Here is a 24,396-nt window from a genome sequence, read left to right on the forward strand (position 1 = left end):
CCGTACGCGTCCGCGCCCGCCGGGTCGGCCGCCTGGGCGCCCTGCGCAACCCGCTGGCGGCGGCCGCCCGCGACCTCGCCGTCCGCGCCACCCCCACCCGCCTGGCCCTGCGCGGCCTGGACGACCTCTTCAACGGCTTCCGCCTGCCCGGACAGGACGTGTCCGGCGTCCGGGGTTGAAGTTGTCGCTGCGGCAGCTTCTACCGTCCTGACCAGGGCCGGAAAGAGCCGGCCCGCGACGCTCGTGAGGAACGACGATGGACTGGCCGATCGCGGAGGTGGCCCGGATGTCGGGCGTGACCGCCCGGACCCTGCGGCACTACGACGAGATCGGGCTGCTCCCACCGGCCCGGATCGGTACCAACGGCCACCGCTACTACGCCGAGCGGCAGCTCCGCCAGCTCCAGCAGATCCTCGTACTGCGGGCGCTGGGCGTGGGGCTGCCCGAGATCGGGCGCGTCCTGGCCGAGCAGGTCGACGAGGTGGCGGCGCTGCGCGGCCACCACCGGCGGCTGCTCGCCGAACGGGACCGGCTCGACGCCCTGGCCGCCACCGTCTCCCGCACGATCGCCGATCTGGAACGGTCCCGAAAGGACGGCAGTCGTATGACCATCAACCGACCGGAGAACCTCTTCGCCGGAGTGCAGCCCTCCCAGTACGAGGAGACCCTGCGTGACTTCCCCGAGCTGGCACAGCAGGCCGTCCGGCTGACCGCCGGTCTGAGTCCGGCCGAGATCGAGGCCAAGCACCGCGACCGCACGGCGCAGATGATCCGGATCGCCGAACTGATGGCCGCGGGGGTCCCGGCCGACGCCGACCCCGTCCAGGTCGAGATCGACGCCCAGTACGAGGCGTTGGTGCAGCTGGGAGCCGTCTCCGTCGACGAGTACCGGGCGATCGCGCGGTCCTGCGTGGACAACGAGCAGTGGCAGGCCGCGTACGAGGTGATCGCGCCGGGCCTGGCCGAGTACCAGCTGGCCGCGATGGAGGCGTACGCGGCGGCCAGGCTCGGCTGAACCGCAACGGGGCCGCCGCCGGGGCGAGTTCCCGGCGGCGGCCTTCTCCGCCTCTGAGCAGGCCATGAAGGGCACAGAAGACCATGAAGGCCATATGGAGGGTGGGAAGAGTTCAGGCCGGGATCAACTTGCGTTCTGATGCCACGTGAAATATCACATGACATAGGCCGTTCGGGGCAAGCCCGGACGGCGTCATGACAAGGAGTACATCCATGAGCAGACTCGCCCTCCTCGCGGCCGGCGTCGCAGGACTGACCGTCTTAGCGATCGCCCCCGCCGGCGCCGCCGCCCCTTCCCCGAACACCACCGGGACCGTCACCTCCTGCGGGGCGTCAGGCCTCCAGGCGGGTCTGGCCACCAAGGTCTGTGCCGAGATCACCGGCACCACCGTCGAGATCTACGGCAAGGTCTCCCTCGCCGGCCCGCCCTCCCCGGGCAGCCCGATGCCCGCGCCGAAGCAACTCTTCACGACGCTGTCCGCGGAAGTCGTCGGCGTAGCCTCGCCCGAGACCCGTACCAAGGAGGTCCTCTTCACCTCCACGACCCTCGAAGTACGCGGGCTGACCACCAACGTGCCCTGCGGCTCGACCGTCCGCGGCACCTTCGGGGTGTCCTCCTACCCGTGGGCGGCCAAGCCGGTCGTCCACGAGGTCACCATCACCTGCTGACGGCTCCCTCCCCGGTCACCGACCCGACGGGGCGCCCCCGCCGAACGGCCGGGACGGCAACCCGAAGTGGTCGGCGATGATGCGGACCGTGTGGGCCCCGTCGGCGTTGAAGTCGGGGTCGGCGTCGTAGCCGGGCGTGTCGCGGCCGACGATCCCGGCGGCCAGGAGCTCGCGGACGAGCAGGTCGGCCCGGGCCCCGCTCCGCAGGGACTCGCGGCGTCGGCCGACGTTGAAAGCCGTCTGCTCGAAGCCGCCGCGGCTGTACTGGAACTGGAACGGGTGCTCGGGGCACTGCGGGACGAAGTAGTAGCGCCCCCGCGGGCAGTCACAGGCAGGTGTGGAGGCCAGGAAGACCGTCTCCGGCGCAGCCGCGCCCGGCCCCGCGGGCACCCGGTCCGCGTACCGGTACCCCGTGATGTCCCGCGCCAGGTCCGTGGCGCCGCGGTCGTCCTGGTCCGCGGCCCAGGCCGGGTGGGCCACCCAGGCCCAGCCGCGGGACTCCCCGCTGTCACGGGCGGCCGGCAGCCCGGCCTCGGCGAAGATGCCCGCAAGGGTGGTCAGGGGCAGGCCCTTGCAGAAGGTGACGTACGTGTGCGGGGCGAGCCGGAGCGCGGTCACGGGGCCACCACCTCCGGCAGGCCGAAGAAGTCGACGACCACCTGCACGATGCGTGCGCGGTCGTCGGCGCAGTGGTCGAAGCAGTCGTGCCCGTCGTCCGCCTCGTCCTCGTCGCAGTACGCGTCGGGACCGATCAGGCCGGCGGCCAGGAGTTCGGGCGACAGGTGGTCCGGGTTGTCGCCGGCCCGCTGCTCGATGTCCTCAAGGCTGAAGGTGAGGATGCAACGGCCGTCGCGGAAGTACATGACCCGCGGTGCGTGGGCCTTCACGCTGCACGGCTCGGTGACGAACACCACGAGCTCGCTCCCGTCCGCGCAGATCCGCCGGTAGTCGACCTCCTGCCCGTCGGTCTCCGCGGTCACCATCTCGTGCACCCCCCACGCCCAGCCGTCCGTCTCCCCGAGGGAGAGGGGCTCGCGTCGTTGCGCCCGGAGTCCTGCGGTGAGCGCGGCGAGGGACGAACCCCGGGCGAGGACGAGGTTCACCTCGTGGTCGCGAAAGCCTCTGCGTATCCGGTCGATCATGCCCCGGACCCTACCCGCGGCCACTGACACCGTCCGTCGAAGCCGTAAAGCCATGGACAGGCCCCGTGTGTTGGGCGAGGATCTCCGCGATGAACAGCGAACTCCTCTCCCTCCCCAAACGCGTCCGCTTCGTCGAGCTCAACGCGAAGGCGCTGCGGGCGCTCGCCGACGGTGATCTCGCCGGCGGCAGCGCCGAGGCCGGGGTCGCCCTGGACGAGCACTTCGTCTGCGACCGGGCCCGGTCGATCTTCGCCTACCGCGCCGACCAGCTCGCCGAGGACCCCTCTGCCGCGCCGTGGACCACGCGGGCCGCGGTGTCCGAGCCGGACGGGACCGTCATCGGCGACGCCGGTTTCCACGGGCCGCCGGACGAGGCCGGCATGGTCGAGGTCGGCTATTGCGTCGTGCCCACGTACCGCCGCCAGGGCTATGCCCGCGCCATGCTGAGGGCGCTGCTCGTCAGGGCCGCTGCCGAACCCGGTGTCAGGACCGTGCGGGCCACCATCAGTTCCGACAACGCCGCGTCCCTGGCCACCATCGCGGGCTTCGGATTCACGCGCGTCGGCGAGCGGGGCAACGAGCACGACGGGATCGCGTACGTCTTCGAGGTCCCGGCCGACGCGATTCAGACCGAGTAGCGTGGCCGGTGGCCGGTGGCCGGTGGCCGGCGGCCGGTCCGCGGCGGGCATCGAGACCAGCCCGACCGGGTCGACCCCGACACCCTTGACCGCCGCGAACTCCTCCGACGACAGCCCGGAGTTCCAGGTGTTGCCGGTCCTGGGGCCTGCCGTTCCGTCGCCGACGGCCGTCCCCGGCGGCTCAGGGCCTGCGGACGAAGTCGATCTCGACGGAGGCCAGGAACGGCGCGACCCGGACACACTCCCAACCGATCCGCTCCACGGCATCCACGATCAGGTCGATCTCCTTGCGGATCTTCCGCATGGACACTCTGGCGCGCGTGTCGATGTCGAAGCCTGCGGTGAACGTGAGGTCACCCCGGTCGAAAGCGGTTCTGGCGTCCGAAACCAGCTTCTGCATGCGCCAGGCGTGCAACAGACCCATGTCGCCTCCCCGAAGCCGCAACTCCGCCACGAGGGTACGGCGAACCACCGCGGACCGACAGGGGCAAAGTAGAAGATTTTTCTAATTCCCTCCCGGGGGACGGCCGCCCGAGGCGCGGCCCGGAACCGGGGTCGGCGCCCCGCTTGCCCCGCCCGGGAGTGTGAAATGCGCTTCGGCGGGTCATCTGAAGCGATATACATCTACATTCCGGGACATTGCCGTGAATAAGGTGTCGCGAATAAGGGGTGACAGTGGCGCATCCGATCGAGAGGACCCGCTCCCGTGTTCGGCTGCAGGTGAACGGTGAGCGGTACGAGGGCGAGCTGGACCACCGGGTCACGCTCCTCGACCTGCTGCGCGAACACCTCGGCCTGACCGGTGCCAAGAAGGGCTGCGACCACGGCCAGTGCGGTGCCTGCACCGTCCTGGTCGACGGGCGGCGCGCCAACAGCTGCCTGCTGCTCGCCGTGGCCCAGGACGGGGCCGACGTCACCACGGTGGAGGGCCTCGGCCCGGCGGGGCCGAACCCCCTCCAGGAGGCGTTCCTGGAGCGGGACGCGTTCCAATGCGGCTACTGCACGCCCGGCCAGCTCTGCTCCGCCACCGGTCTGCTCGCCGAGGCCGCCGCCGCCCCCGGGAGCGCGGACCTCAGCCGCGCCGGGATCGCCGAGGGGATGAGCGGCAACCTGTGCCGCTGCGGCGCCTACCCGCGCATCGTGGACGCCGTCCGGGACGTGGTCGCGGCACGGGAGAACGCGGCCCCGGGCGGGGCGGTGCGCGGCGGGGCGGTGCGCGGCGAGGCGGTGCACGGCGAGGCGGTGCACGGCGAGGCGGTGCACGGCGAGGCGGTGCGCGGCGAGGTGGGCGCGTGAAGCCGTTCGCCTATCTGCGCCCCACCGGCCTGCCGGAGGCCGTCGCTGCCCACGGCGGACGGCCCGGCTCCCGCTACCTCGGCGGCGGCACCAACCTGGTGGACCTGATGAAGCTCGGGGTGGAAGCCCCCGACACCCTCGTGGACCTCACCGGCCTGCCGCTCGCCTCCGTCGAGGAGACCTCCGACGGAGGCCTGCGGATCGGCTCCGGCGTCCGCAACGCCACCCTCGCCTCCCACCCCCTCGTCCGCACCCGCTACCCCGTCCTGGCGCAGGCCGTCCTCGCCGGCGCGTCCGCCCAGCTGCGCAACGTCGCCACCACCGGCGGCAACCTGCTCCAGCGCACCCGCTGCCCGTACTTCCAGGACGTCGCCAAGCCCTGCAACAAGCGCGAGCCGGGCAGCGGCTGCGGCGCCCGCGACGGGAGCCACCGCGACCACGCCGTCCTCGGCCACTCCCCGCAGTGCATCGCCACCCATCCCTCCGACCTGGCCGTGGCCCTCGCCGTGCTCGACGCGTCCGTCGAGCTGCACGGGCCGGACGGCACCCGCTCCGTACCCGCGGCCGCCTTCCACCGACTGCCGGGTGAACACCCCGAACGGGACACGGTCGTGGAGCCCGGCGAGATCGTCACGGCGGTCCTCCTCCCGCCGGAGACCGCCGGCCTGCCCTGCCGCTACCGCAAGGCACGCGACCGGGCCTCGTACGCCTTCGCGCTCGCCTCCGTCGCCGCCCTGCTGGACATCGCCGACGGCCGCGTACGCCGTGTCGCGCTGGCCTTCGGCGGGCTGGCGCACCGGCCGTGGCGCGCCTCCGCCGCCGAGGAACTCCTGCGGGGTGCCGACCCCACCGAGACCGCCGTACGGCAGGCCGTCGAGGCCGAGCTGGCCGGGGCCCAGCCGCTGCGCGACAACGCGTACAAGGTGCCCCTGGCGCGCAACCTGGCCTGCGACGTGCTCCTCGCCCTCGCCCGCGCGGCCCGCTCCTGACCCGCCACGCCCCGGTCCGCGCACCACCCGCCCCTGAGCCAGGAGGAACGAGAGCCGCCATGGACCCCGAGCCCCCCGCCCGGACGCCCGCCCTCGGCGTCCCAGCGACCCGCCGTGAAGGCCTGCTGAAGGTCACCGGAACGGCCCGCTACGCCGCCGAACACGCCCTGCCGGACCGGGCGTACGCCTGGCCGGTGCCCGCGACCGTGGCCCGGGGGCAGGTCACCGCCGTGGACACCGCGGCCGCGCTCGCCCTGCCCGGCGTCCTCGCCGTCCTCACCCCCTACGACGCCCCGCGGCTCGGCCCCGCCGACGACCCCAACCTGCGCGTGCTCCAGGACCTGGCCGTGCCGCACCGCGGCTGGTACGTAGCACTCGCCGTCGCCGAGAGCACCGAGGCCGCCCGGGCCGCGGCCGCGGCCGTCCGCGTCACCTACGACACCGACCCGCACGACACCGGCCTGCGCACCGACCACCCGGACCTCTACACCCCCGAAATCGTCAACGGGGGCTACCCGGCACACCGTGAACGGGGTGACGCGGTCGCCGCGTTCGCCGCCGCCGAGGTGCAGGTGGACTGCGCGTACACCGTGCCGCCGCTGCACAACCACCCCATGGAGCCGCACGCCGCCACCGCCCTGTGGGAGGCCGGGGAAGCGGGGGAGACCGGGGACGCCGGGGACGCCGGCGCGGCTGCCCTGACCGTGTACGACTCCAGTCAGGGCACCGGGCTCGTACGCCAGGCGCTGGCCGCACTCTTCCGGCTGCCGGAGGACCGTGTCACCGTGGTCTCGGAGCACGTCGGCGGCGCGTTCGGCTGCAAGGGCACTCCCCGCCCGCACGTCGTCCTGGCCGCGATGGCCGCCCGGTACACCGGCCGCCCGGTCACCCTGGCCCTGCCCCGGCGCCACCTGCCGGCCGTCGTCGGCCACCGCCCGCCCACGCTGCACCGCGTCCGCCTGGGCGCACGTACGGACGGCACCCTCACCGCCCTGGCGCACGAGGTCACCACCCACACCTCCCGCATCCGCGAGTTCGTCGAGCAGGCCGCCGTACCGGCCCGTGTCATGTACGCCGCGCCCGCTCTGCTGACCACCCACCGGGTCGTCGCCCTCGACGTGCCGACACCCTCCTGGATGCGGGCGCCCGGGGAGTGCCCGGGCATGTACGCCCTCGAATCGGCCGTGGACGAGCTGGCCGACGCCCTCGGCACGGACCCGGTCGAGCTGCGCATCCGCAACGAGCCCGACGCCGAGCCCGACAGCGGCCGCCCGTTCAGCAGCCGCCACCTCGTGGCCTGCCTGCGGGAAGGGGCCGCCCTCTTCGACTGGGCCGCGCACCGCACACCGCGCCGGGACGGCCCGCTGCTCATCGGCACCGGAGTCGCCTCGTCCACCTATCCCGTCTACGTCGCCCCCGCTTCCGCCCGGGTCCACGCCCGCCCCGACGGTACGTACCTCGTCCAGACCAACGCCACGGACCTCGGAACCGGCGCGCGCACCGTCCTGGGACAGATCGCGGCCGACACGCTGCGGGTCCCGCCGGACCGGGTCACGGTGGAGATCGGGCACAGCGCGCTGCCGCCGGGCCCGGTGGCCGGCGGTTCGGCCGGCACCGCCTCATGGGGCTGGGCGGTCCACGACGCCTGCGCGGACCTCGTAGCCCTGCTCGAGCGCCATCCCCGACCGCTGCCGGAGCCCGGACTGTCCGTGTCGGCCGATACGACGGCCTCCGCCAAGCAGCGGTCCCCGTACGCCCGGCACGCGTTCGGCGCCCAGTTCGCCGAGGTGCAGGTCGACACCGTCACCGGCGAGGTGCGGGTACGGCGGCTCCTGGGCGTCTTCGCCGCCGGCCGCATCCTCAACCCGCTCACCGCCCGCTCCCAGTTCGTCGGAGGCATGGTCATGGGCCTGGGCATGGCCCTCACCGAACACAGCGGCGTGGACCCCGCCTTCGGGGACTTCACCGAAAGCGACCTCGCCTCCTACCACGTGCCCGTCCACGCCGACGTGCCCGACATCGAGGTGCACTGGCTCGACGAGCACGACAAGCACCTCAACCCCGTGGGAGGCAAGGGCATCGGGGAGATCGGGATCGTCGGCACCGCCGCGGCCATCGGCAACGCCTTCCACCACGCCACCGGCCGCCGGATCCGCGAACTGCCCCTCACCCCGGACCGGGTCCTCACGGCCCTCGAATGAGACGGTCGGCAGGTGTCGGAGGGGAGTGGCACAGTGTCCGGGACCGATCAACGGGAGGCGGAGACCATGGGTGACTACTTCGAGCGGATAGTCGATGTCGAGGTGACCGGCGAGGAGGCCGGGCAGCTCGCGGAGCGGATGACCGACTGGATGGTCGCCGAGGGCCTGATCACGCGCGAGCTGTCCGGCGACGGCGTGTACAGCCTGACCGTGGACAAGGGCTATGTTCCGGGTCCGAACTGGGCACGGGCCGTCGCCGATGCGTCGGACCCGCACTGGCTGCCGGGCCCGGTGGCCGTCATCGTAGGGCGCCACTACCACGTGGGCGGCCAGGGGGCCGACGAGGCGGAGTACGCCGTCTGCCCCCGGTGCGGGACCAGGACCGTGGTCATCGACTACCCCGAGCAGTTCGAGGCGGACGAACAGGTCTGGCGGCCGTTCAAGGACGCCATCGCCGCCTGGACGGAAACGGGCGAGGGAAGAGCCCCCTGCTCCACCTGCGGCGCCTCGGTCCCGGTCACCGAGTGGCAGTGGGACTCCGGCTTCGCACTGGGTGCTCTCGCCTTCGACTTCTGGGGCTGGCCGCCGCTGTCCACGAGCTTCCGCACGGCGTTCAGCCGGCAACTGGGGCACCGCGTGGCGGAACACACGGGCAAGTTCTGACTTCGTCGAGCCCCGTTCCCCGGTCCCGGTCCTTCTCCAGGGCGACGGCGCCGGCGGAGGCGAGCGTCGCAGCGGCGAGGCTGCCCCAGAGGGCGGCCGGGCCGTGCGGTGCGAGGGCGGTGATGACGGCGGGGGAGACGGCGAGGCCGAAGCCCGTGGAGAGCTCGAAGCGGGCGAGGGCGCGTCCCAGGGCATGGGCCGGGGCCAGGGCGGTGACGAGAGCGGTGGCGGTGCCGGCGTAGACGATCTCGCCGAGGGTGCAGAGCACGGACACCGCGGCGACGGCCGGGGCACCCCAGCCGTGCCCCAGTGAGGTGGCCGCGAGGAAGCCGGCGTAGGACACGGCGAGCACCACCCCGGCGAGAGCCAGCACCGTCCGCCGCGGGAAGCGGGACATCAGGACGGTGACGGGCACCTGCAGGGTGACCACCAGCACCGTGTTGGCCACGAAGATGGCCGCCGACCACACCGGGGACGCGTGCAACTGTGTCACCAGGATCAGGGGGAGCGCGATCTCCGGGATGTTGAGGCAGAAGACATAGACCACGTTGGCGGCCAGCAGCGCGCGCATCCGAGGCGCGGGCGCCGCCCCGTCACCCCCGTCCCCGGCCGGGGCCGCGGCCGGATCGACGCGCAGGCGGACCGACCACGCCAGGCCCGCCGCCACCAGATAGGCGAGCCCGGTGGCGGCGGCCAGCACCCGCAGCGCGGTGGTGCCGCCCGCCAGGCACACGGTGGCCAGGAGCGCCCCCACGCCGAGGCCGGCGTTGCGCAGGGAGCGGCCCGCTGCCAGCGCCGCGTCCCGCTCCCGGCCGTGGGCGAGCGTGGCCACGAGCGCCGCGTGGGCGGCCGGCCAGGCCTGGTTGCCGATGCCGAGGAAGAGCGCCGCCGCCGCGAACAGCCAGACGTGCCCCGCGGGGGCGGCCAGCAGCAGTACCACGCCCAGCACCCGTACCAGCATCGACGCCGCCACGACGGTGCTGCGTGCGCCCCGGTCCAGCCAGCGGCCCACCGCGGGCATGCACACCAGACCCATGACGACGCCGACCGTCATGGCGATGCCGGTGACCGGCGCGGACAGCCTCAGTACCGTCACCCCGTAGAGCAGCAGAAAGGGCCGCAGCAGGCCGGTGCCGAGCGCGTCCACGGCCAGGGCGACGGCATAGCGGGGGCCTCCGGATGCACGGACGAGGGCGCGGGGCCGGACCTTGACGGTGATCGGGGTTTCCGTAGTCGGCGTTGCTGTATCCGGCGTAGCCGTATTCGGGGTTGCCGTATTCAGGGTTGTCATGGCGTCAAACGGTGCGTCCGGCCGCCGGGCCGGGCACGTCAGTTGACGGACACCGTCAATCGACGCTGCCACCGGCCCTCCGGGCAGCGACCATGAGGGAATGACGTTGAGGATCGACATCAGCGGCCTGCCGCCCGAGCGACTGCGGTTCGCCGCCTCCCCGCTGGCCGAGCTGACCGCGATGCTGCACGTGCTGGCCGAACCCGGACACCATCCGCAGCTCGCCGGCTGGGCCGGGGACGTGTGGGCCGGGCTGCGACCGGAGCTGGCCGAGCGGTTGCGGGAGGCGGAGTTCCTCTGGCGTTCCTCACAAGCCGACTTCCTGCTCCCCGCCCGGCCCCGGTCGACCCTCGCCGAGGAATTGGACGACGTGGACCGGATCGACGACGAGACCTACGTGACCGCCGCGCTCGTCACCACCTGCGGCAACCGGGTCGAGCTCGCCGCCCCCTCCCCGCTCACCGACACCACCGCGCGCGAGCGTGCCCTGGAGCTGGCCCAGGCCCGCGGCGCGCGGCAGGAAGCCTTCGCGGAACGGCTGCTCGCGGACCCGGCCGCGGTACGGGCGCGGGTGCGCCAGACCCTCGAACAGTGCGCCGATGCCTTCTTCGACGCTGCCTGGGCGGGCGTCGCCGTACAGCTCGCCACCGACCTGCGCCTGAAGAACGACCTGTTGAAGCGCCAGGGCATCCGGTCGGCACTCGCATCGGTCTCCGGAGCGGTCACCCTGGCACCGGACGGCGACTGCATCGTCGTGGACAAGCTGCTGGACAAGACGACCGCGGCCCACGGCGCCGGCATCACCTTCATCCCCAGCGTCTTCGGCCGGCCGCACCTGGCGGTGGTCCACTCGCCCGGGTGGCAGCCGGTGGTGCAGTACCCCGTGGCCGAACCGGGTCCGTCGGAGCCGGTATCGCTGGAAGCGGTCACCCTACGCCTGGAGGCACTCGCCCATCCCGTACGACTGCGGCTGCTGCGCACCCTGGCCCGCGGCCCGCACACCACGGGTGAGCTGGCCCACGCCTGGGAACTGTCACCCCCGGAGGTCTCCCGCCACCTCGCCGTCCTGCGCCGCGCAGGCCTGCTCACGGCCCGCCGGCACGGCCGCTACGTCCGGCACACCCTCAACCTGCCCGACCTGACGGCGCTGGGCACCGACCTGCTGGCGGCCGTACTGCGCTGAGTGCGGGTGCGCACCGGGAATCTATGATCCTCGGATGATCAAGCCAATCGAACTGGTGATATTCGACTGCGACGGGGTCCTGGTCGACAGCGAGCGCATTGCCGTCCGCGTCCAAGTGGCTCTCGGCGCCGAACTGGGCTGGCCGCTCACCGAGGACGAGGTGGTGGCCCGGTTCCTCGGGCGTTCGCACGCCGCCATCCGCGAGCAGATCGCCGAACGGCTCGGCCGGGACACGGCCGCAGTCTGGGCGGAGCGGTTCGAGCAGCTGCACCGCGAGTCCGTGGACGCCGGGCTCGCTCCGGTCGACGGGCTGCTCGACGCGCTCGACGAGATCACGTTGCCGACCTGTGTGGCCTCCAGCGGTACCCACGAGAAGATGCGTCACACCCTGGGCCGCACCGGCCTGTACCAGCGCTTCGAGGGGCGCATCTACAGCGCCACGGAGGTGGGGCGGGGCAAGCCCGCTCCCGATGTGTTCCTGTACGCCGCCGAGCGGATGGGCGTTGCTCCAGAGGCGTGTGTGGTCGTCGAGGACAGCGGCCCCGGGGTCCAGGCCGCCCGCGCCGCCGGCATGCGCGCTTTCGGCTACGCCGGCGGGCTCACCCCGGCCGAACAGCTCGAAGGGCGCGACACCGTCGTCTTCCACGACATGCGCGAGCTGCCGGACCTGCTGGCACTGCAAGCGCAGTAGCCGTCCGGCAGGACGACCGGTCGACCGGTCGACCTGCCGGACGGTCGACCGGTCGGACTGTCGGCCCGTCGGCAGGGTCCCCGCGTGATTCCTGCGTCACCTGCGCCAGAACAGGTGGTGGGTCACACCGCTCGGGCTCGGCACGGTCTCGAGGTGGAATCGGTCGAGCAGTTCGTCGGGGGAGTCCCACAGGCGCAGTCCGGACCCGAGTTTCACCGGCGAGACGACCACGTGCAGCGTGTCCACGAGGTCGGCGTCGAGGAACTCGCGGATGGTCGTGACCCCGCCGCCGAGCCGGACGTCCTTGCCCTGCGCGGCCGCCCGCGCCATGTCGAGGACCGTGGCCGGGTCGCCGTCGACGAAGTGGAACGTGGTGTCGGAGAGTGTGAAGGAGGGGCGCTCGTGGTGGGTCAGGACGAAGACCGGCGTGTGGAACGGCGGCTCGTCTCCCCACCAGCCACGCCAGTCGAGGTCCTGCCAGGGCCCGCGCTGTGGGCCGAACTTGTTGCGGCCCATGATCTCGGCGCCGATGTTGCGCGCGTAGTCGCGGGTGAAGTAGTCGTCCAGGCCCCGGCTCCCACCGGGGTCGGTGCGCATGGGCCAGCTCGCCGTGGCGCCGGCCCAGGCGAACAGCCTCCCGGGATCGACGTGCCCGAAGGGGTGCTCGAGGCTCTGGTCCTCCCCGGCACCGATTCCGTCACTCGAGATGCAGAAGTTCTGCACTCTCAGCAGTTGAGCCATGCGCTCCTCCTTCAGCTTCGGACAACGGTGATGAGACCGTCCGGGGCGGGGTCACTCATCGGCGGCGCGGCGAACGGTCGGGAATCAGCCATCGATTTGGCTGGATCCGGTGCCTGTGTGGCTGTGCGCCTGTGTGCCTGTGTGCCTGTGCGCAGGTGGGGCGGGCGGTGTGACCTCTATCCGCGCTCACGGAGGTACGCCTCCAGTTCCGCGGCTCCGGCCAGCATCGCCCGCCCGCGGGCGGACAGCCGGCCGTGCCAGTCGCGCAGTGCGCTCTCCAGGGGCTCCAGCCCGCCGGCCGCCCGCACCTGGGCGATCAGCGGGGCGATCTGCTCCAGCAGGTAGCCGCCCCGCCTGAGCTGGTGGGCCAGCCGGGCGTCCCGTACGTCGGCCTCGTCGTAGACGCGGTAGCCGGTCAGCGGGTCGCGGTGCGGGCGCACCAGCCCGGCCCGCTCCCACTTGCGCAGCGTCGCGGGCCGGATTCCGAGCTGGTCCGCCAGCGGCCCGATGAACGTGCCTCCGGGCCCGGACACGGCGGTCAGTGCGGCCGGCGCGGATTCCCGGCCCCGCTCATGCGCCGTCGTGGGCTCCAGGTCCCGCAGGGCGCTCTCCACGGCCTGGAGGGTCCGCCGGTCTTCGAGGAGCTGGGCGTGGCTCTCGTCGATGAGGCGGAACGCCTCGTCGGCCGCGCCCTGGTTCACGGCCCGCATGATCGACGTCGCCGTCCGGTGGCCGTGGCCGGGCACCAGGGCGAGGAACGCGCGCAGTGCCCCCGCGTGCAACGGGGTGTAGGTGCGGTAGCCGTGAGGCGTGCGACCGGCGGCCGGGAGGATGCCGGCCTCCTCGTAGTTCCGGACCGCCTGCGTGGACAGCCCGTGCCCGCGCGCCAGATCGACCGGCCTGAGCCGCTCACCGCTTTGAAGGTTTCGCCCCATGGAGCCGAGGATAGCCCGGCATTCTCATGGTGATTCTGCGGCCACGTCGCGAAAAAGTTTCCACCGAAGGTTCAACGATACCGTTGAAGCCATGGCTAACGACATCAAGCACGCCGCCCATGCCGTCGACGCTGCCGCCGTCCTGGGGCTGCTCCCGTCCCGGCCCCGGCTGCTCGCCCTGGGCGAGCCCACCCACGGCGAGGACACCCTGCTCCACCTGCGCAACGAGCTCTTCCGGCAGCTCGTCGAACAGGAGGGCTACCGGACCATCGCCATCGAGAGCGACTGCATGACGGGCCTGGCCGTGGACGACTACGTCACCTCGGGCACGGGAACCCTCGACGAGGTCGTGGAGCACGGGATCAGCCACGGCTGGGGCACCTCCGCCGCCAACCGCGAGCTCGTGCGCTGGATGCGCGCCCACAACGAGGGCCGGCCCGCCTCCGAGCAGGTCCGCTTCGCCGGATTCGACGGCCCGCTGGAGATCACCGCCGCCGCCAGCCCCCGCCAGGCCCTGACCGCGCTCCACGGCTACCTCTCGGCCCACGTGGACGCCGGCCTGCTCGCCTGCACCGCGGAAGCACTCGACCGCCTGCTCGGCCCCGACGACCGGTGGACCGAACCCGCCGCGATGAGGGACCCGGCCCGGTCCGTGGGGCGGTCGGCCGAGGCCGGCCGGCTGCGGCTGCTCGCCGACGACCTGGTCGCGCTGCTCGACGAGCAGACGCCGCACCTGATCACGGCGACCTCGCGGGAGGAATGGGACCGGGCGCGCCTGTACGGGCGTACCGCCACCGGCCTGCTGCGCTACCACTCCTGGATGGCCGACACCTCACCGGCCCGCCTGGCCCGGCTGGTGGGCGTACGGGACCAGATGATGGCCCGCAACCTCCTCGCCCTCGCCGCTCGCGGCCCGGTACTCGTCTTCGCCCACAACTCCCATCTCCAGCGGGAGAAGAGCTCGATGCGGATGGGTGGGAATCCGCTGGAATGGTGGAGCGCCGGCGCGCTGGTGAGCGCCCGGCTCGGCGCGGAGTACGCCTTCGTGGCCACGGTCCTCGGCACGATCCGGCACCAGGGAGTGGACACCCCGCCGCCGGACACCCTCGAAGGAATCCTGTACGCGCTCCCGGAGGACCGCTGCGTCATCGACGCCCGGCGGCTGGCCGCCGCCCTCGGCGACACGCGGCCCGCGCCCCGGGTGTCCCCCTGGTTCGGCTACGCCCCGTTCGACCCGGCCCGCCTGGCGGACAGCGACGGCATCGTGTTCGTCAAGGACGTCCCGCAGAGCTAGCCGGCGCCACCGGGCTGCTCCTGCCCCAGCGGCATGCCGGCCCCGGTGAACGCCGGCGCGAGCAGTCCGTCGTCCACCGGCGAACGGCGCGACGTCGGCCGGGGCCGGGGCCGGCCGGGCCGGGGCGGGAAAACCTGTTGGCCCGGTCCGCCCCCGCCCCGCATGATCGGAGGCGATGAGCACCTCATTCGACGACGTCCGGCGCCATGTGGCCGCCGGCGACATATCCGGCGCCGTCCGCGCCCTGCGCCCCCTCGCCGGCACGGCCGGTCTCCAGGACCTCGCAGCCGAGGTCCGCCCCCTCGCCGAGGCCGTCGGCTTCGACGGCCTCGCGAAGGCGGCGAGGGAGGCCGCCCGCAAGCCCGGCGACGCGCAGCGCCTCTACGACTTCGGCCACCTGTGCATCGAGCACGGCATCGCCTTCGCCGCCGTACCGGCCCTGCGCGAGGCGCTCCGCCTGGCTCCGGGCTCCGCCCGGCAGATCCTGTCCGAGCTGGTCGCCGCCCTGGAGGCGGAGGACCGCAACGCCGAGGCGACCCAGGAACTGCTGCGCCACGAAGCCCTCCTGGAGTCGTGGCCCGGCCAGTACCTCGTGGCGTACAACGCCCTGCTCTCCGGCGACCTCGCCACCGCCCGGGACCGGGCCGCGCGCCTGCCCGCGCCGCAGGACGAGGTGTGGACCTGGGCACACCAGAGGCTGCGCGGAATGCTGGACCGTGCCGAGGCAGCCGTACGGACGGCCCCGCTGGACGACGCCGACCTGCGCGGCTGGCAGTTCGCGCTGACCGGAACGCTGCTCGGCACGCTCTCGCCGTACGGTTTCCACGTCATGCGGGGTCGTTACGCCTACCTCGGCGACAGCTACGAGGCCTGCCGACGCGGCCTGGACCGCCTGGCGACCGCCCTGGACGCGGCCGGCCGCAGCCCGCGCGCGGTGAGCGCCCTGCCCGGTCGTTCCGACCGCATCCTCGCCCTGGCGGCGGCCGAGATCCTGGGCCTGGACCTGGTGCCGTACGCACCGGACCGCCCCGACACCCTGGTCGTGGCGTACGACCTGAGCGCGCACGACGAGGACGTCCAGGCCCCGCTGCGCGAACGCGCGACCGGCCAGGTCCTCTACGAGCACGCGAGCACGTGGACCGAACCGGGCACCGTCCCGGCCGACTTCAGCTGCCTCCAGCGACAGGTCGGCTCAGAGCCGTGGGGCGGACAGCTGGGCGTGGACGGCCGCGGAGAGGCCGACACCCGGCCGGAGGAGGCGATCGCCCGCGACATCGTCACCGCCGATGCGGGCACGGCCGACCCGGGCGACGGCTCCGCCCCGGCCGGCTCCGACACCGACACGGCCTTTCGCGCCTTCGCCGCCGCCGTCGCCCCCTTCTGGCTGACGGGGCCGCGCACCGCGATCCGCTCGGCGGGCCCGGTCCGCAGCAACCACTTCTGAGACGAGACGATGAACCACGACCTGCTGAACGTGATCGACGTCGAGGCCACCTGCTGGCAGGGCTCGCCCCCGCCCGGCGCCGTCAGCGAGATCATCGAGATCGGACTGACGGTGGTCGACCTCGGAAGGGGCGAGCGGGTGGGACGGCACCGCATCCTGGTGCGGCCCGCCCGATCCTCCGTCAGCCCCTTCTGCACGGAGCTGACTGGCCTCACCCAGGCCGAGGTGGACACCGGGGTGAGCTTCGCCGAGGCGTGCCGGCTCCTGGCGGCCGAGCACGCCGCGGGGGCACGGCCGTGGACGAGCTGGGGGGAGTACGACCGGCTCCAGTTCACCCGCCAGTGCCAGGCCTCCGGCACGCCGTACCCCTTCGGGCACCGCCACACCAACGCCAAGGCCGTCTTCACCGACGCGTACGGCCTCCGCAAACGCCCCGGCATGTCCCGCGCCCTCACCGTCGCGGGGCTCCCCCTGGAAGGCCGCCACCACCGGGGCGAGGACGACGCCTGGAACATCGCCGCCCTCGTCCTCGACCTCGCCGGACGCGACGCCTGGCCCGGCTCCCCGGACCCGGCGGACGCGGCTGCGGAGGACCAGGGACACGCCCTGTAGCCCAGGGCGGCCTCACCTGGTGCAGGCCTGCCGTCAGGCCCCGTAGCGCATGCTCCCCGAGGCGGACATCGGCCGGTCGTGGGCGCCGACGGGAGCCGGCAGGTCCGTGGAGCCGGTCAGGTAGCGGTCCACGGCGGCGGCCGCCGAACGGCCCTCGGCTATCGCCCACACCACCAGTGACTGCCCCCGGCCCGCGTCGCCGGCGACGAACACCCCCGGTGCCCGCCCGCCGGCCGCAGCGAAGCCGGCATCCCGGGCGAGATTTCCGCGGTCGTCGAGCTCCAGCCCCAGCTGCCCGCGCAGGCCGCCCGCCCGCTCGGCGCCCGAGAACCCCAGTGCCAGCAGGACCAGGTCGGCGGGTATCACCTGCTCGGTGCCCTCCAGGGGGCTGCGGGCCACCGGCTCGACGGCGGTCAGCCGCAGCGCCCGTACCCGGCCCGCCGGGTCCCCCTCGAAACACAGGGTGGCGGTCGCGAACAGCCGGGGATCGCGGCCCGCGCGGCCGCGGGCCTCCTCATGGGCATGGGAGATCCGGTACACCTTCGGGTACACCGGCCACGGCTCGCCCTCGGCCCGGCCCGCGCCGGGCTCCGCGTTGATGTCGAGCTGGACCACCGACCGCGCGCCCTGCCGCAGGGCGGTACCGAGGCAGTCCGAGCCGGTGTCACCGCCGCCCACGACGACCACGTCACGCCCCTCGGCGGTCAGCGGCGATGCGACACGGTCGCCTTCCTGCATCCGGTTGGCACAGGTCAGGTACTCCATCGCCTGATGGATGCCCGCCAGCGCCCGGCCCGGTACCGGCAGCTCCCGTCGTTCGCCGGCCCCGACCGCGACCACGACGGCCCCGTACCGCCCGCGCAGCTCCGCCGCGTCGGTGCCGGGCGCGCCGCCGACGTCGGTACCCGTGACGAACTCGGTGCCCTCGGCACGCATCTGGTCGATCCGGCGGTCCAGGAGCGCCTTCTCCATCTTGAACGCGGGGATCCCGTAGCGCAGCAGCCCGCCGACCCGGTCGGCCCGCTCGATGACCGTCACGCGGTGGCCGGCCCGGGTCAGCTGCTGCGCCGCGGCCAGCCCGGCGGGCCCCGACCCGATGACGGCCACCGACGTGTCGCCGCGCCGCTCCGGCGGACGCGGCGCCAGGTAGCCGCGCCGCAGGCCCTCGTCCGCGATCGCCTGCTCGACGTTCCTGATGGTCACCGGGTCCGTGTTGATCGCGAGCACGCAGGCGTCCTCGCAGGGGGCCGGGCACAGCCGGCCGGTGACCTCGGGGAAGTTGTCGGTCGCGTGCAGCCGCTCGTACGCCGCGCGCCAGTTGGCGCGTGCGGCGTACGCGTTCCACTCGGGTATGAGATTGCCCAGCGGGCAGCCGTTGTGACAGAAGGGGATCCCGCAGTCCATGCAGCGGTCGGCCTGCCGCGAGACGAGCGGCAGCAGCGTGCGGTGCCCCGCATGGATCTCGCCCCAGTCCCCGAGTCGCTCCTCGACGGGCCGGGCCGGAACGGCCTCGCGGGGGATCCGGAGGAAGCCGAACGGATCGGTCACGTGCCACCTCCCGTCCTGTACCTCCGGTTCTGTGGCGGTCCGACCCACGTTACGCCGTTCCCCCGCAAGGGTCCCGCGGGGCGACATCCGGTGACTGCGCGTGCGCGGACGGTGACGCAAGGACGTGCCGAGCCGCCTACGGCGCCGGCCACCCACGGCGCCGGCCGCCCGCGACGCCGGTCACCCACGACGCCGGTCACCCACGGCGCCGGCCACCCACGGCGCCGTGGGTGGCCCACCGGCAGGCCCACCGGTCGACCGGCAGGCCTGCCGAGGCCTCAGACCATCAGCAGCAGCCGCGTGCCCGGCACCAGCTTCCGGTTCACGCTGGTGCTCTGCACGAAGATCGTGAAGTCGTCGTTGTGGTCCGGCTTGACGCGGACCTCCGCGTCCGGCAGACCGAGCAGGGCCCGCGCCTCCGGCCCCGTGTACACCCGGTCCGTCTTCTTCTCCAGAACCGCGATCTGCTTGCGCGCCTGGACCTTCTCCGACTTGCTCAGCTGATAGAAAGCGCCACCGGTCCGGTAGGTGTGCCCGCACTCGACGACCCATTCCCGGATTGCCGCGTCACGTGCCACGGGTATGAGCTCGTACGTCGACGAATTCACCGGGGTGAGGCCGGCAGCCTTGATGGTCTCCTTGTTGACCGCCTCCCCACCCGCGGAGAATACGGCCCGCGATCCACGTATTCCCTTGGAGCGGCCCACCATGAATTTCTCGGTGGCCTCCCGGATGACCTGCCCGGCCTCCTCCAGACCCTGAGTGCTCGTGGCGTCCCAGACGGCTATGTTGTCCTTCGGGAAACCGCACTGCATGGCCTCGCGCTTGCCCATCTGGTCCGGCACGAGGACGGCCATGGTCCAGTTGTCCTCCTGAGTCTCGATCATCGAGGCCACCGCCCGCACCAGTTCACGCGGCTTCCTGGTCGGGGCGTCCGGGCAGTGGTGACTCGCGTTCTCCTGTCCGTCGGTCAGGACGAACGTCAGGAAGCTGTGGTCGCCGTACAGTTGGGCCGTCTGCGCGAGCTCCCGCTGCGACTTCAGCGTGGCCGCCAGCAGAGCCGTCATTCCACCGACCCGGTACAGCTGCTTCAGGGACGGCATGCGCAGCACGTCCTTGTCATAGATGACGCACTCCACCTTGTCCGCGAACACGTACACCGTGACGCGGGTTTCCTGGTCCAATTCCTTCGACCGGCGGGCCAGATAGGCGATCTGCTGGTCGGCAACTTCGACGACCTTGCGGCTCAGCTGCGCCATGGACGAACTGGCGTCCAGTACAAGAGCAACGTGATTGATGTAGTTCTGGTTTCCGGACATGGCCGCTCCCCCTCTTTCCGACTCGATGCTCCGATCCTCGCACCCGCCACTGACAATCGGTCCTGGCCGGCATGGTCCGTGAGGGGGATACGTCGGCACGCCGCGCCGCAGGCCGAGGCGCCGGCGCCCGTCCTTCCGCTACACACCGACCCATGGTCATCGGCTTCTGCACAACACCAGCCGCCCGCCGCCGATCTGCGGGCGCACTCCTCCTCGCGCTCGCCGTGGCGCTCACCGTGGTCACACCCGCCACCGGGGCGGCTGCCGAGCCCCGGCCCGGCGTCCCGCGCACGGCAGCCGTCCCGTCGCAAGCCGACGGCGAGGGGACGCTGACCAGGGCCCGGCTCAAGCACCGCGTGGACGTACGGTCGCTGCCACGGCCCCGGAGCACCGGGAAGCCGCAACCACAGCCCTATCTCCCCCCTCCGAAGCCGCGAGCACCGGCAGGGCCGAGGCGGGAGGCGAGCCTGCCGGTCACCACCGCGACCCTGATGCCGGATGACGCAAAGGGCAAGGCATCTTCGAAGGCGGCGCCGTCCACTGCCGTCATCGAGCAGCTGAAGACCTTCCGCACGCTCGCGAACGCGGACAACGCCGCTACCGCCCAGACCGCTCCCTCCGACACGCAGCTCGCCGTCGGGCCGACGCACATCGTCCAGTTCGTCAACCGGTCCGGCCAGATCTTCGACAAGGCCGGCAACCGCGTCGGTGCCGTCTTCGACCTGGGTTCGTTCTTCGGCTTCGCCGCGAACTCGGGCGGTGACCCGCGGGTGCACTACGACGCGGGGTCGGGTCGCTTCTTCGCCGCGTACGAGGGACTCCTCACCGGCGGCGACGAGGTCGACGTCGCCGTCAGCGACACCTCCGACCCGCGCGGAGGCTGGTCCGTGTACATCGTCGCCGCCAACACCGGCAACGTGCAGCACGACCGGCCCAAGCTCGGATACACCAACGACAAGGTCACCCTGACCTGGAACAACTACAACCTGGCCACGACCCCCAAGACATTCCTCGGTGAGGTGACCGCGGTCGTCAACAAGGCGGAACTCCTGGCCGGTGGTCCCTCGGTCACCACCACCACGTTCGCCCAGGACAACACCAAGGGCGAGGTCTCACCGGCCACCTCGCTGTCGGGCGTCAACGACCAGTTCGCGATGGAGCACGACGGAACCGACGTGGTGGTGACCACCATCACCGGCGTGCCAGGAGTCAGCACGGTCACCCAGACCGAGAACACCATCGGTATCGGAACCGCTCCGCCGCCGCCGGACGCCGCCCAGCCGGCCGGGGGCGACGCCTTCATCGAGACCAACGACGACCGGATGCTGTCGGTCGCCTGGCAGAACAACCGCCTGTGGGGCGTCTTCAACGTCAGCTGCACCCCCGTCGGTGACACCGCGGTCCACGTCTGCCAGCGCTACATCCAGATCTCGACCAGCGGTACGCAGGCTCTGACGACCAACCTCGATCTCGGCATGGTGGGCGGCGACATCTACTACGGCTCGCTGGCCCTGAACGACGAGGACGACCTGTTCTCCGGATTCACCGCGTCGTCCTCCACCATGTTCCCCACGGCGGTCGCCATCGCGGTGCCGGGCGGCAACTTCCCGGCGAGGACGTTCGGCGACTTCTATGCCGCGGGCACCCAGGCCTACGCATGCAGCTGCGCCGGCGGCCAGCGCTGGGGTGACTACTCGGGCACCGCCCGCGACCCGAGCAACCCCAAGGACGTCTGGACGGTCCAGCAGATCGGCGCCGGCGCCACCACCGGGCTCTTCGGCGGCGACTGGGGCACCGCGATGGACCGCGTCACGCTGTCCCCGCCCACGGTCACCGGCGTCACCCCGGACCACGCGCCCGAACTCGCCCAGTGCGTGAACACCGTGACGGTGCGCGGCACCGAATTCCCCACCTCCGGCGCCAGCGTCAAGTTCGGCTCCGCGGCAGCCACCAACGTGAACGTCGTCGGGCCCGAGGAACTGACCGCGGACGCGCCCCCGCAGGCGCGGGGCACGGTGGACGTCACCGTGGCCAACGCCAACGGCACGAGCCCGGTCACCACGGCCGGCCGCTTCACCTACGACGCGGACACATCCGCGCCGGCGACCTTCGCGACCGTCTCGCCCCCGCCGAACGGCGCCGGCTGGAACACCACCAGCCCGGCGAACGTGAACATCGGCGCGCTTGACGGGTCCTGCGGGTCCGGCGTCCTCAGGATCACCTACAGTGCGAGCGGCGCCCAGCCGATCGCGTCCACGGACGTTCCCGGTGCGGCGGCCGCGGTGGCCATCACCGCAGAGGGCGTCACCGTGGTGACCTACACCGCCACCGACGCCGCCGGAAACACCTCCGCACCGCAGACGATCACGGTGCGGCTCGACACGGCGGGGCCGACGATCACCATCGTGCGCCCCGTGGCCGGCACCACCTACCTGTACCGCCAGCCGGTCACCGCGTCCTACTCGTGCACGGACGCCACCTCCGGCGTGGCGAGCTGTGTGGGCACGGTGCCCAACGGCAGCCCCGTCGACACCTCGGCACTCGGCACCCGCACGTTCACGGTCAACGCCACGGACATCGCCACGAACCCGTCCAGCCGGACCGTCACCTACACCGTGGCCTACCGGATCTGCCTGCTCTACGACCCGAGCCGGCCGCCCCGCCTGCTCGGCCAGGTCGTGATCAGCCTGCGGATCTGCGACGCGAACGGCAACAACCTCTCCAGTCCGGACATCACCCTGACGGCCATCCGCATCACCGGCCCCGTCACCAGGCCGGTCACCGGCCGGTTCACCTACACCTCGTTCTACTCCAACTACAGCCTCCCCGTCAGCACCCAGGGCCTGCCGAACGGCAACTACAACCTCGAGTTCACCATCAGCGGAGCGGACACCACGACCCACGTGGCTCCCTTCACTCTGCGCTGAGACCCACGACGCCCGCCCCCGCCGCTGCCGGTGACCGGCAGCGGCGGGGGCGCGGCACGCCCGGACGTGGCGCGTCGCGGCCGGGCAGCCGCGCCCCTGCTGGGATGCTTTCCGTCATGGCACCCGGAGGCACCCCGACGGTTCCGGCATCCGCCCGGACCGTCCTGCTGGCGCTCGCGTCCGCGCAGTTCCTGATGGCACTCGACAGCTCGGTCATGAACGTCTCGATCGCGACGGTCGCGCAGGACGTCGGCTCCACCGTGTCGGGGATCCAGGGCGCGATCACCGCGTACACCCTCGTCATGGCGATGTTCATGATCCCCGGCGGCAAGGTCGGCGCCCTGATCGGCCGCAAGCGGGCGTTCATGATCGGTGGCGCGGTGTACGGGTGCGGGTCGTTCACGACCTCGATCGCCCCGAACCTGCCCGTGCTGCTGCTGGGCTGGTCCTTCCTGGAGGGCATCGGAGCGGCTCTCATCCTGCCCGCCATCGTGGCCCTGGTCGCCGAGAACTTCGCCACCGAACGGCGGCCGGCCGCGTACGGGCTCGTCACCGCGGCCGGCGCCGTCGCGATCGCGGTGGGGCCGCTGATCGGCGGGGCGGCGACGACCTACTTCTCGTGGCGCTGGGTCTTCGCGGGCGAGGTCATCCTCGTGATCGCCATCCTGCTGCTCTCCAAGCGGGTCGCCGACGCGCCGGCCGAGGCCCGGCCCCGCATCGACTTCGTCGGCGCCCTGCTGTCCATCCTCGGCCTCGGACTCTTCGTCTTCGGGGTGCTGCGGTCCGGAGTCTGGGGCTGGTTCCTGCCGAAGCCCGACGCGCCGGCCTGGCTCGGGGTCTCGCTCGTGGCGTGGCTGATGATGGCGGGCACGTTCCTGATCTGGCTCTTCCTCACCTGGGAGACCCGGGTCGCCCGGCGCGGCGGGGAACCCCTCGTGGACCCGGGGCTGCTGCACAACCGGCAGCTGACCGGCGGTCTGACGATGTTCTTCTTCCAGTACCTGGTGCAGATGGGCGTGTTCTTCCTCGTCCCGCTCTACCTGTCCGTCGCGCTCGGCCTGTCGGCCCTGGGCACCGGAGTGCGCATCCTGCCGCTGTCGGTCACGCTGATGGCCGCGGCGCTTCTGATCCCCCGTCTGCTGCCGGACGTCTCACCGCGCCGCGTGGTACGCCTCGGCGTCCTGGCGCTGCTGGCCGGCGCGCTGGTCCTGATGGCTGCGCTCGATGCCGACGCGGGCCCCGAGATCGTCACCGTCCCGCTGCTGCTGATCGGGCTCGGCATGGGCGCGCTGGCGTCCCAGCTGGGTTCGGTGACCGTCTCCGCAGTCCCCGACGAGCGCAGCGCCGAGGTCGGCGGCGTACAGAACTCCGTGACCAACCTCGGTGCGTCGATCGGCACGGCCCTGGCCGGATCGGTCATGCTCGCGGTGCTGACGACCTCGTTCATCGCCAGTGTCCAGGAGAACCCGGCCGTTCCGGATACGGTCAAGGCCCAGGCGGCCGCCGAACTCGACAGCGGTGTGCCCTTCCTCTCCGACGCCGACCTCAGGGCGGCCCTCGACCAGGCGGGTGCGAGCCCGCAGGTGTCCGAGGCCGCCCTCGAAGCCAATGCCGAGGCCCGGCTCGACGGTCTGCGCGCCGCACTCGGGATCCTCGGCGTCACCGCACTCCTCGCGCTGTTCTTCACCAACCGGATCCCGGCCTCCCAGCCCCGTTCCGCGAGCGGATCGGCCGCCCCGCAACAGTGACCCCCGCCGGTACGCGCGGCGCCGGCACGGGGCGTGCCACGTGCCGGCGCG

The 24,396-nt window shown here is 72.6% G+C and carries 21 protein-coding genes and 1 pseudogene; 14 read left to right on the forward strand and 8 right to left on the reverse strand.

What is annotated here, in order from left to right; genetic code table 11:
- The first annotated feature begins 256 nt into the window (after positions 1-256).
- Both GPJ59_RS09845 and GPJ59_RS09850 read left to right on the forward strand, forming a co-directional pair.
- The gene (locus GPJ59_RS09845) at positions 257-1,015 is read left to right on the forward strand and encodes a MerR family transcriptional regulator (RefSeq protein WP_219666101.1); all 759 of its coding nucleotides are present in this window, start codon (positions 257-259) and stop codon (positions 1,013-1,015) included.
- 212 nt (positions 1,016-1,227) lie between these two features.
- Positions 1,228-1,683: a hypothetical protein gene (locus GPJ59_RS09850; protein WP_219666102.1), complete on the forward strand. Its 456-nt coding sequence runs from the start codon at positions 1,228-1,230 to the stop codon at positions 1,681-1,683.
- Between the two features lie 15 nt (positions 1,684-1,698).
- Here the strand turns inward: GPJ59_RS09850 and GPJ59_RS09855 are convergent, their stop codons facing one another.
- Both GPJ59_RS09855 and GPJ59_RS09860 read right to left on the reverse strand, forming a co-directional pair.
- Positions 1,699-2,301: a hypothetical protein gene (locus tag GPJ59_RS09855; RefSeq protein WP_219666103.1), complete on the reverse strand. Its 603-nt coding sequence runs from the start codon at positions 2,299-2,301 to the stop codon at positions 1,699-1,701.
- Positions 2,298-2,825, reverse strand: a complete 528-nt coding sequence (locus GPJ59_RS09860) for a hypothetical protein (protein ID WP_219666104.1) — start codon at positions 2,823-2,825, stop codon at positions 2,298-2,300. The genes GPJ59_RS09855 and GPJ59_RS09860 overlap by 4 nt, the downstream gene beginning before the upstream one ends.
- Before the next feature lie 89 nt (positions 2,826-2,914).
- Here GPJ59_RS09860 and GPJ59_RS09865 point away from each other — a divergent pair, with 89 nt between their 5' ends.
- Positions 2,915-3,463, forward strand: a complete 549-nt coding sequence (locus GPJ59_RS09865; RefSeq protein WP_219666105.1) for a GNAT family N-acetyltransferase — start codon at positions 2,915-2,917, stop codon at positions 3,461-3,463.
- 181 nt (positions 3,464-3,644) lie between these two features.
- Here the strand turns inward: GPJ59_RS09865 and GPJ59_RS09870 are convergent, their stop codons facing one another.
- The gene (locus GPJ59_RS09870; RefSeq protein ID WP_219666106.1) at positions 3,645-3,887 is read right to left on the reverse strand and encodes a hypothetical protein; all 243 of its coding nucleotides are present in this window, start codon (positions 3,885-3,887) and stop codon (positions 3,645-3,647) included.
- A gap of 245 nt (positions 3,888-4,132) precedes the next feature.
- On the opposite strand from GPJ59_RS09870, the pseudogene GPJ59_RS09875 reads away from it, so the two are divergent.
- From GPJ59_RS09875 to GPJ59_RS09890, 4 genes and pseudogenes are all read left to right on the forward strand, one after another.
- Positions 4,133-4,630 (forward strand): annotated as a pseudogene (locus tag GPJ59_RS09875) ((2Fe-2S)-binding protein); the annotation flags it as partial.
- 125 nt (positions 4,631-4,755) lie between these two features.
- Positions 4,756-5,748, forward strand: a complete 993-nt coding sequence (locus GPJ59_RS09880) for an FAD binding domain-containing protein (RefSeq protein WP_219666108.1) — start codon at positions 4,756-4,758, stop codon at positions 5,746-5,748.
- 59 nt (positions 5,749-5,807) lie between these two features.
- A complete protein-coding gene (locus GPJ59_RS09885; RefSeq protein WP_219666109.1) occupies positions 5,808-7,949 on the forward strand; it encodes a xanthine dehydrogenase family protein molybdopterin-binding subunit in 2,142 nt (713 codons plus the stop codon).
- A 33-nt stretch (positions 7,950-7,982) separates the two neighbouring features.
- Positions 7,983-8,612 carry a hypothetical protein gene (locus tag GPJ59_RS09890; protein WP_308120213.1) on the forward strand — a complete coding sequence of 210 codons (630 nt, stop codon included), beginning with the start codon at positions 7,983-7,985 and terminating at the stop codon, positions 8,610-8,612.
- On the opposite strand, the gene GPJ59_RS09895 is transcribed toward GPJ59_RS09890, so the two are convergent.
- Positions 8,563-9,903, reverse strand: a complete 1,341-nt coding sequence (locus GPJ59_RS09895) for an MFS transporter (RefSeq protein WP_219666110.1) — start codon at positions 9,901-9,903, stop codon at positions 8,563-8,565. The two genes, GPJ59_RS09890 and GPJ59_RS09895, sit on opposite strands and share 50 nt — an antisense overlap.
- Before the next feature lie 100 nt (positions 9,904-10,003).
- Here GPJ59_RS09895 and GPJ59_RS09900 point away from each other — a divergent pair, with 100 nt between their 5' ends.
- Complete coding sequence (locus tag GPJ59_RS09900) at positions 10,004-11,086, forward strand: helix-turn-helix domain-containing protein (protein ID WP_219666111.1); 1,083 nt, start codon at positions 10,004-10,006, stop codon at positions 11,084-11,086.
- Between the two features lie 34 nt (positions 11,087-11,120).
- Entirely contained in the window at positions 11,121-11,777 is a 657-nt protein-coding gene (locus GPJ59_RS09905; protein WP_219666112.1) for an HAD family hydrolase, read from the forward strand.
- Between the two features lie 96 nt (positions 11,778-11,873).
- Here GPJ59_RS09905 and GPJ59_RS09910 read toward each other — a convergent pair whose 3' ends face one another.
- On the reverse strand, positions 11,874-12,518 hold the full coding sequence (locus GPJ59_RS09910; protein ID WP_219666113.1) for a dihydrofolate reductase family protein: 645 nt from the start codon (positions 12,516-12,518) through the stop codon (positions 11,874-11,876).
- A gap of 176 nt (positions 12,519-12,694) precedes the next feature.
- Positions 12,695-13,453 (reverse strand): TioE family transcriptional regulator, encoded by a 759-nt coding sequence (locus GPJ59_RS09915; RefSeq protein ID WP_219666114.1) that lies wholly within the window; start codon positions 13,451-13,453, stop codon positions 12,695-12,697.
- A 91-nt stretch (positions 13,454-13,544) separates the two neighbouring features.
- On the opposite strand from GPJ59_RS09915, the gene GPJ59_RS09920 reads away from it, so the two are divergent.
- The 3 genes from GPJ59_RS09920 (at position 13,545) to GPJ59_RS09930 (ending at position 16,803) form a co-directional block, all read left to right on the forward strand.
- Positions 13,545-14,747 carry an erythromycin esterase family protein gene (locus GPJ59_RS09920; protein WP_219666115.1) on the forward strand — a complete coding sequence of 401 codons (1,203 nt, stop codon included), beginning with the start codon at positions 13,545-13,547 and terminating at the stop codon, positions 14,745-14,747.
- 175 nt (positions 14,748-14,922) lie between these two features.
- Positions 14,923-16,191: a hypothetical protein gene (locus GPJ59_RS09925; protein WP_219666116.1), complete on the forward strand. Its 1,269-nt coding sequence runs from the start codon at positions 14,923-14,925 to the stop codon at positions 16,189-16,191.
- 9 nt (positions 16,192-16,200) lie between these two features.
- Positions 16,201-16,803 (forward strand): 3'-5' exonuclease, encoded by a 603-nt coding sequence (locus GPJ59_RS09930; RefSeq protein WP_219666117.1) that lies wholly within the window; start codon positions 16,201-16,203, stop codon positions 16,801-16,803.
- A 33-nt stretch (positions 16,804-16,836) separates the two neighbouring features.
- Here GPJ59_RS09930 and GPJ59_RS09935 read toward each other — a convergent pair whose 3' ends face one another.
- Together GPJ59_RS09935 and GPJ59_RS09940 are read right to left on the reverse strand one after the other, a co-directional pair.
- A complete protein-coding gene (locus tag GPJ59_RS09935; RefSeq protein ID WP_219666118.1) occupies positions 16,837-18,351 on the reverse strand; it encodes a glutamate synthase subunit beta in 1,515 nt (504 codons plus the stop codon).
- A gap of 278 nt (positions 18,352-18,629) precedes the next feature.
- Complete coding sequence (locus GPJ59_RS09940; protein WP_219666119.1) at positions 18,630-19,670, reverse strand: vWA domain-containing protein; 1,041 nt, start codon at positions 19,668-19,670, stop codon at positions 18,630-18,632.
- A gap of 491 nt (positions 19,671-20,161) precedes the next feature.
- Here GPJ59_RS09940 and GPJ59_RS09945 point away from each other — a divergent pair, with 491 nt between their 5' ends.
- Together GPJ59_RS09945 and GPJ59_RS09950 are read left to right on the forward strand one after the other, a co-directional pair.
- The gene (locus GPJ59_RS09945) at positions 20,162-22,597 is read left to right on the forward strand and encodes an OmpL47-type beta-barrel domain-containing protein (RefSeq protein WP_219666120.1); all 2,436 of its coding nucleotides are present in this window, start codon (positions 20,162-20,164) and stop codon (positions 22,595-22,597) included.
- Between the two features lie 116 nt (positions 22,598-22,713).
- Positions 22,714-24,345, forward strand: a complete 1,632-nt coding sequence (locus GPJ59_RS09950) for an MFS transporter (protein ID WP_219666121.1) — start codon at positions 22,714-22,716, stop codon at positions 24,343-24,345.
- Positions 24,346-24,396 lie beyond the last annotated feature (51 nt).

The organism is Streptomyces bambusae, from assembly GCF_019400985.1.
GTDB classification, from domain to species: Bacteria; Actinomycetota; Actinomycetes; order Streptomycetales; family Streptomycetaceae; genus Streptomyces; species Streptomyces bambusae_A.

Coding starts and splice junctions, on each gene's coding strand:
- GPJ59_RS09940 (WP_219666119.1), bottom strand. CDS start 19,670: ATGTCCGGAAACCAGAACTACATCAATCACGTTGCTCTTGTACTGGAC.
- GPJ59_RS09920 (WP_219666115.1), top strand. CDS start 13,545: ATGGCTAACGACATCAAGCACGCCGCCCATGCCGTCGACGCTGCCGCC.
- GPJ59_RS09910 (WP_219666113.1), bottom strand. CDS start 12,518: ATGGCTCAACTGCTGAGAGTGCAGAACTTCTGCATCTCGAGTGACGGA.
- GPJ59_RS09845 (WP_219666101.1), top strand. CDS start 257: ATGGACTGGCCGATCGCGGAGGTGGCCCGGATGTCGGGCGTGACCGCC.
- GPJ59_RS09925 (WP_219666116.1), top strand. CDS start 14,923: ATGAGCACCTCATTCGACGACGTCCGGCGCCATGTGGCCGCCGGCGAC.
- GPJ59_RS09930 (WP_219666117.1), top strand. CDS start 16,201: ATGAACCACGACCTGCTGAACGTGATCGACGTCGAGGCCACCTGCTGG.
- GPJ59_RS09885 (WP_219666109.1), top strand. CDS start 5,808: ATGGACCCCGAGCCCCCCGCCCGGACGCCCGCCCTCGGCGTCCCAGCG.
- GPJ59_RS09895 (WP_219666110.1), bottom strand. CDS start 9,903: ATGACAACCCTGAATACGGCAACCCCGAATACGGCTACGCCGGATACA.
- GPJ59_RS09865 (WP_219666105.1), top strand. CDS start 2,915: ATGAACAGCGAACTCCTCTCCCTCCCCAAACGCGTCCGCTTCGTCGAG.
- GPJ59_RS09900 (WP_219666111.1), top strand. CDS start 10,004: ATGACGTTGAGGATCGACATCAGCGGCCTGCCGCCCGAGCGACTGCGG.
- GPJ59_RS09950 (WP_219666121.1), top strand. CDS start 22,714: ATGGCACCCGGAGGCACCCCGACGGTTCCGGCATCCGCCCGGACCGTC.
- GPJ59_RS09905 (WP_219666112.1), top strand. CDS start 11,121: ATGATCAAGCCAATCGAACTGGTGATATTCGACTGCGACGGGGTCCTG.
- GPJ59_RS09945 (WP_219666120.1), top strand. CDS start 20,162: ATGCCGGATGACGCAAAGGGCAAGGCATCTTCGAAGGCGGCGCCGTCC.
- GPJ59_RS09850 (WP_219666102.1), top strand. CDS start 1,228: ATGAGCAGACTCGCCCTCCTCGCGGCCGGCGTCGCAGGACTGACCGTC.
- GPJ59_RS09860 (WP_219666104.1), bottom strand. CDS start 2,825: ATGATCGACCGGATACGCAGAGGCTTTCGCGACCACGAGGTGAACCTC.
- GPJ59_RS09870 (WP_219666106.1), bottom strand. CDS start 3,887: ATGGGTCTGTTGCACGCCTGGCGCATGCAGAAGCTGGTTTCGGACGCC.
- GPJ59_RS09915 (WP_219666114.1), bottom strand. CDS start 13,453: ATGGGGCGAAACCTTCAAAGCGGTGAGCGGCTCAGGCCGGTCGATCTG.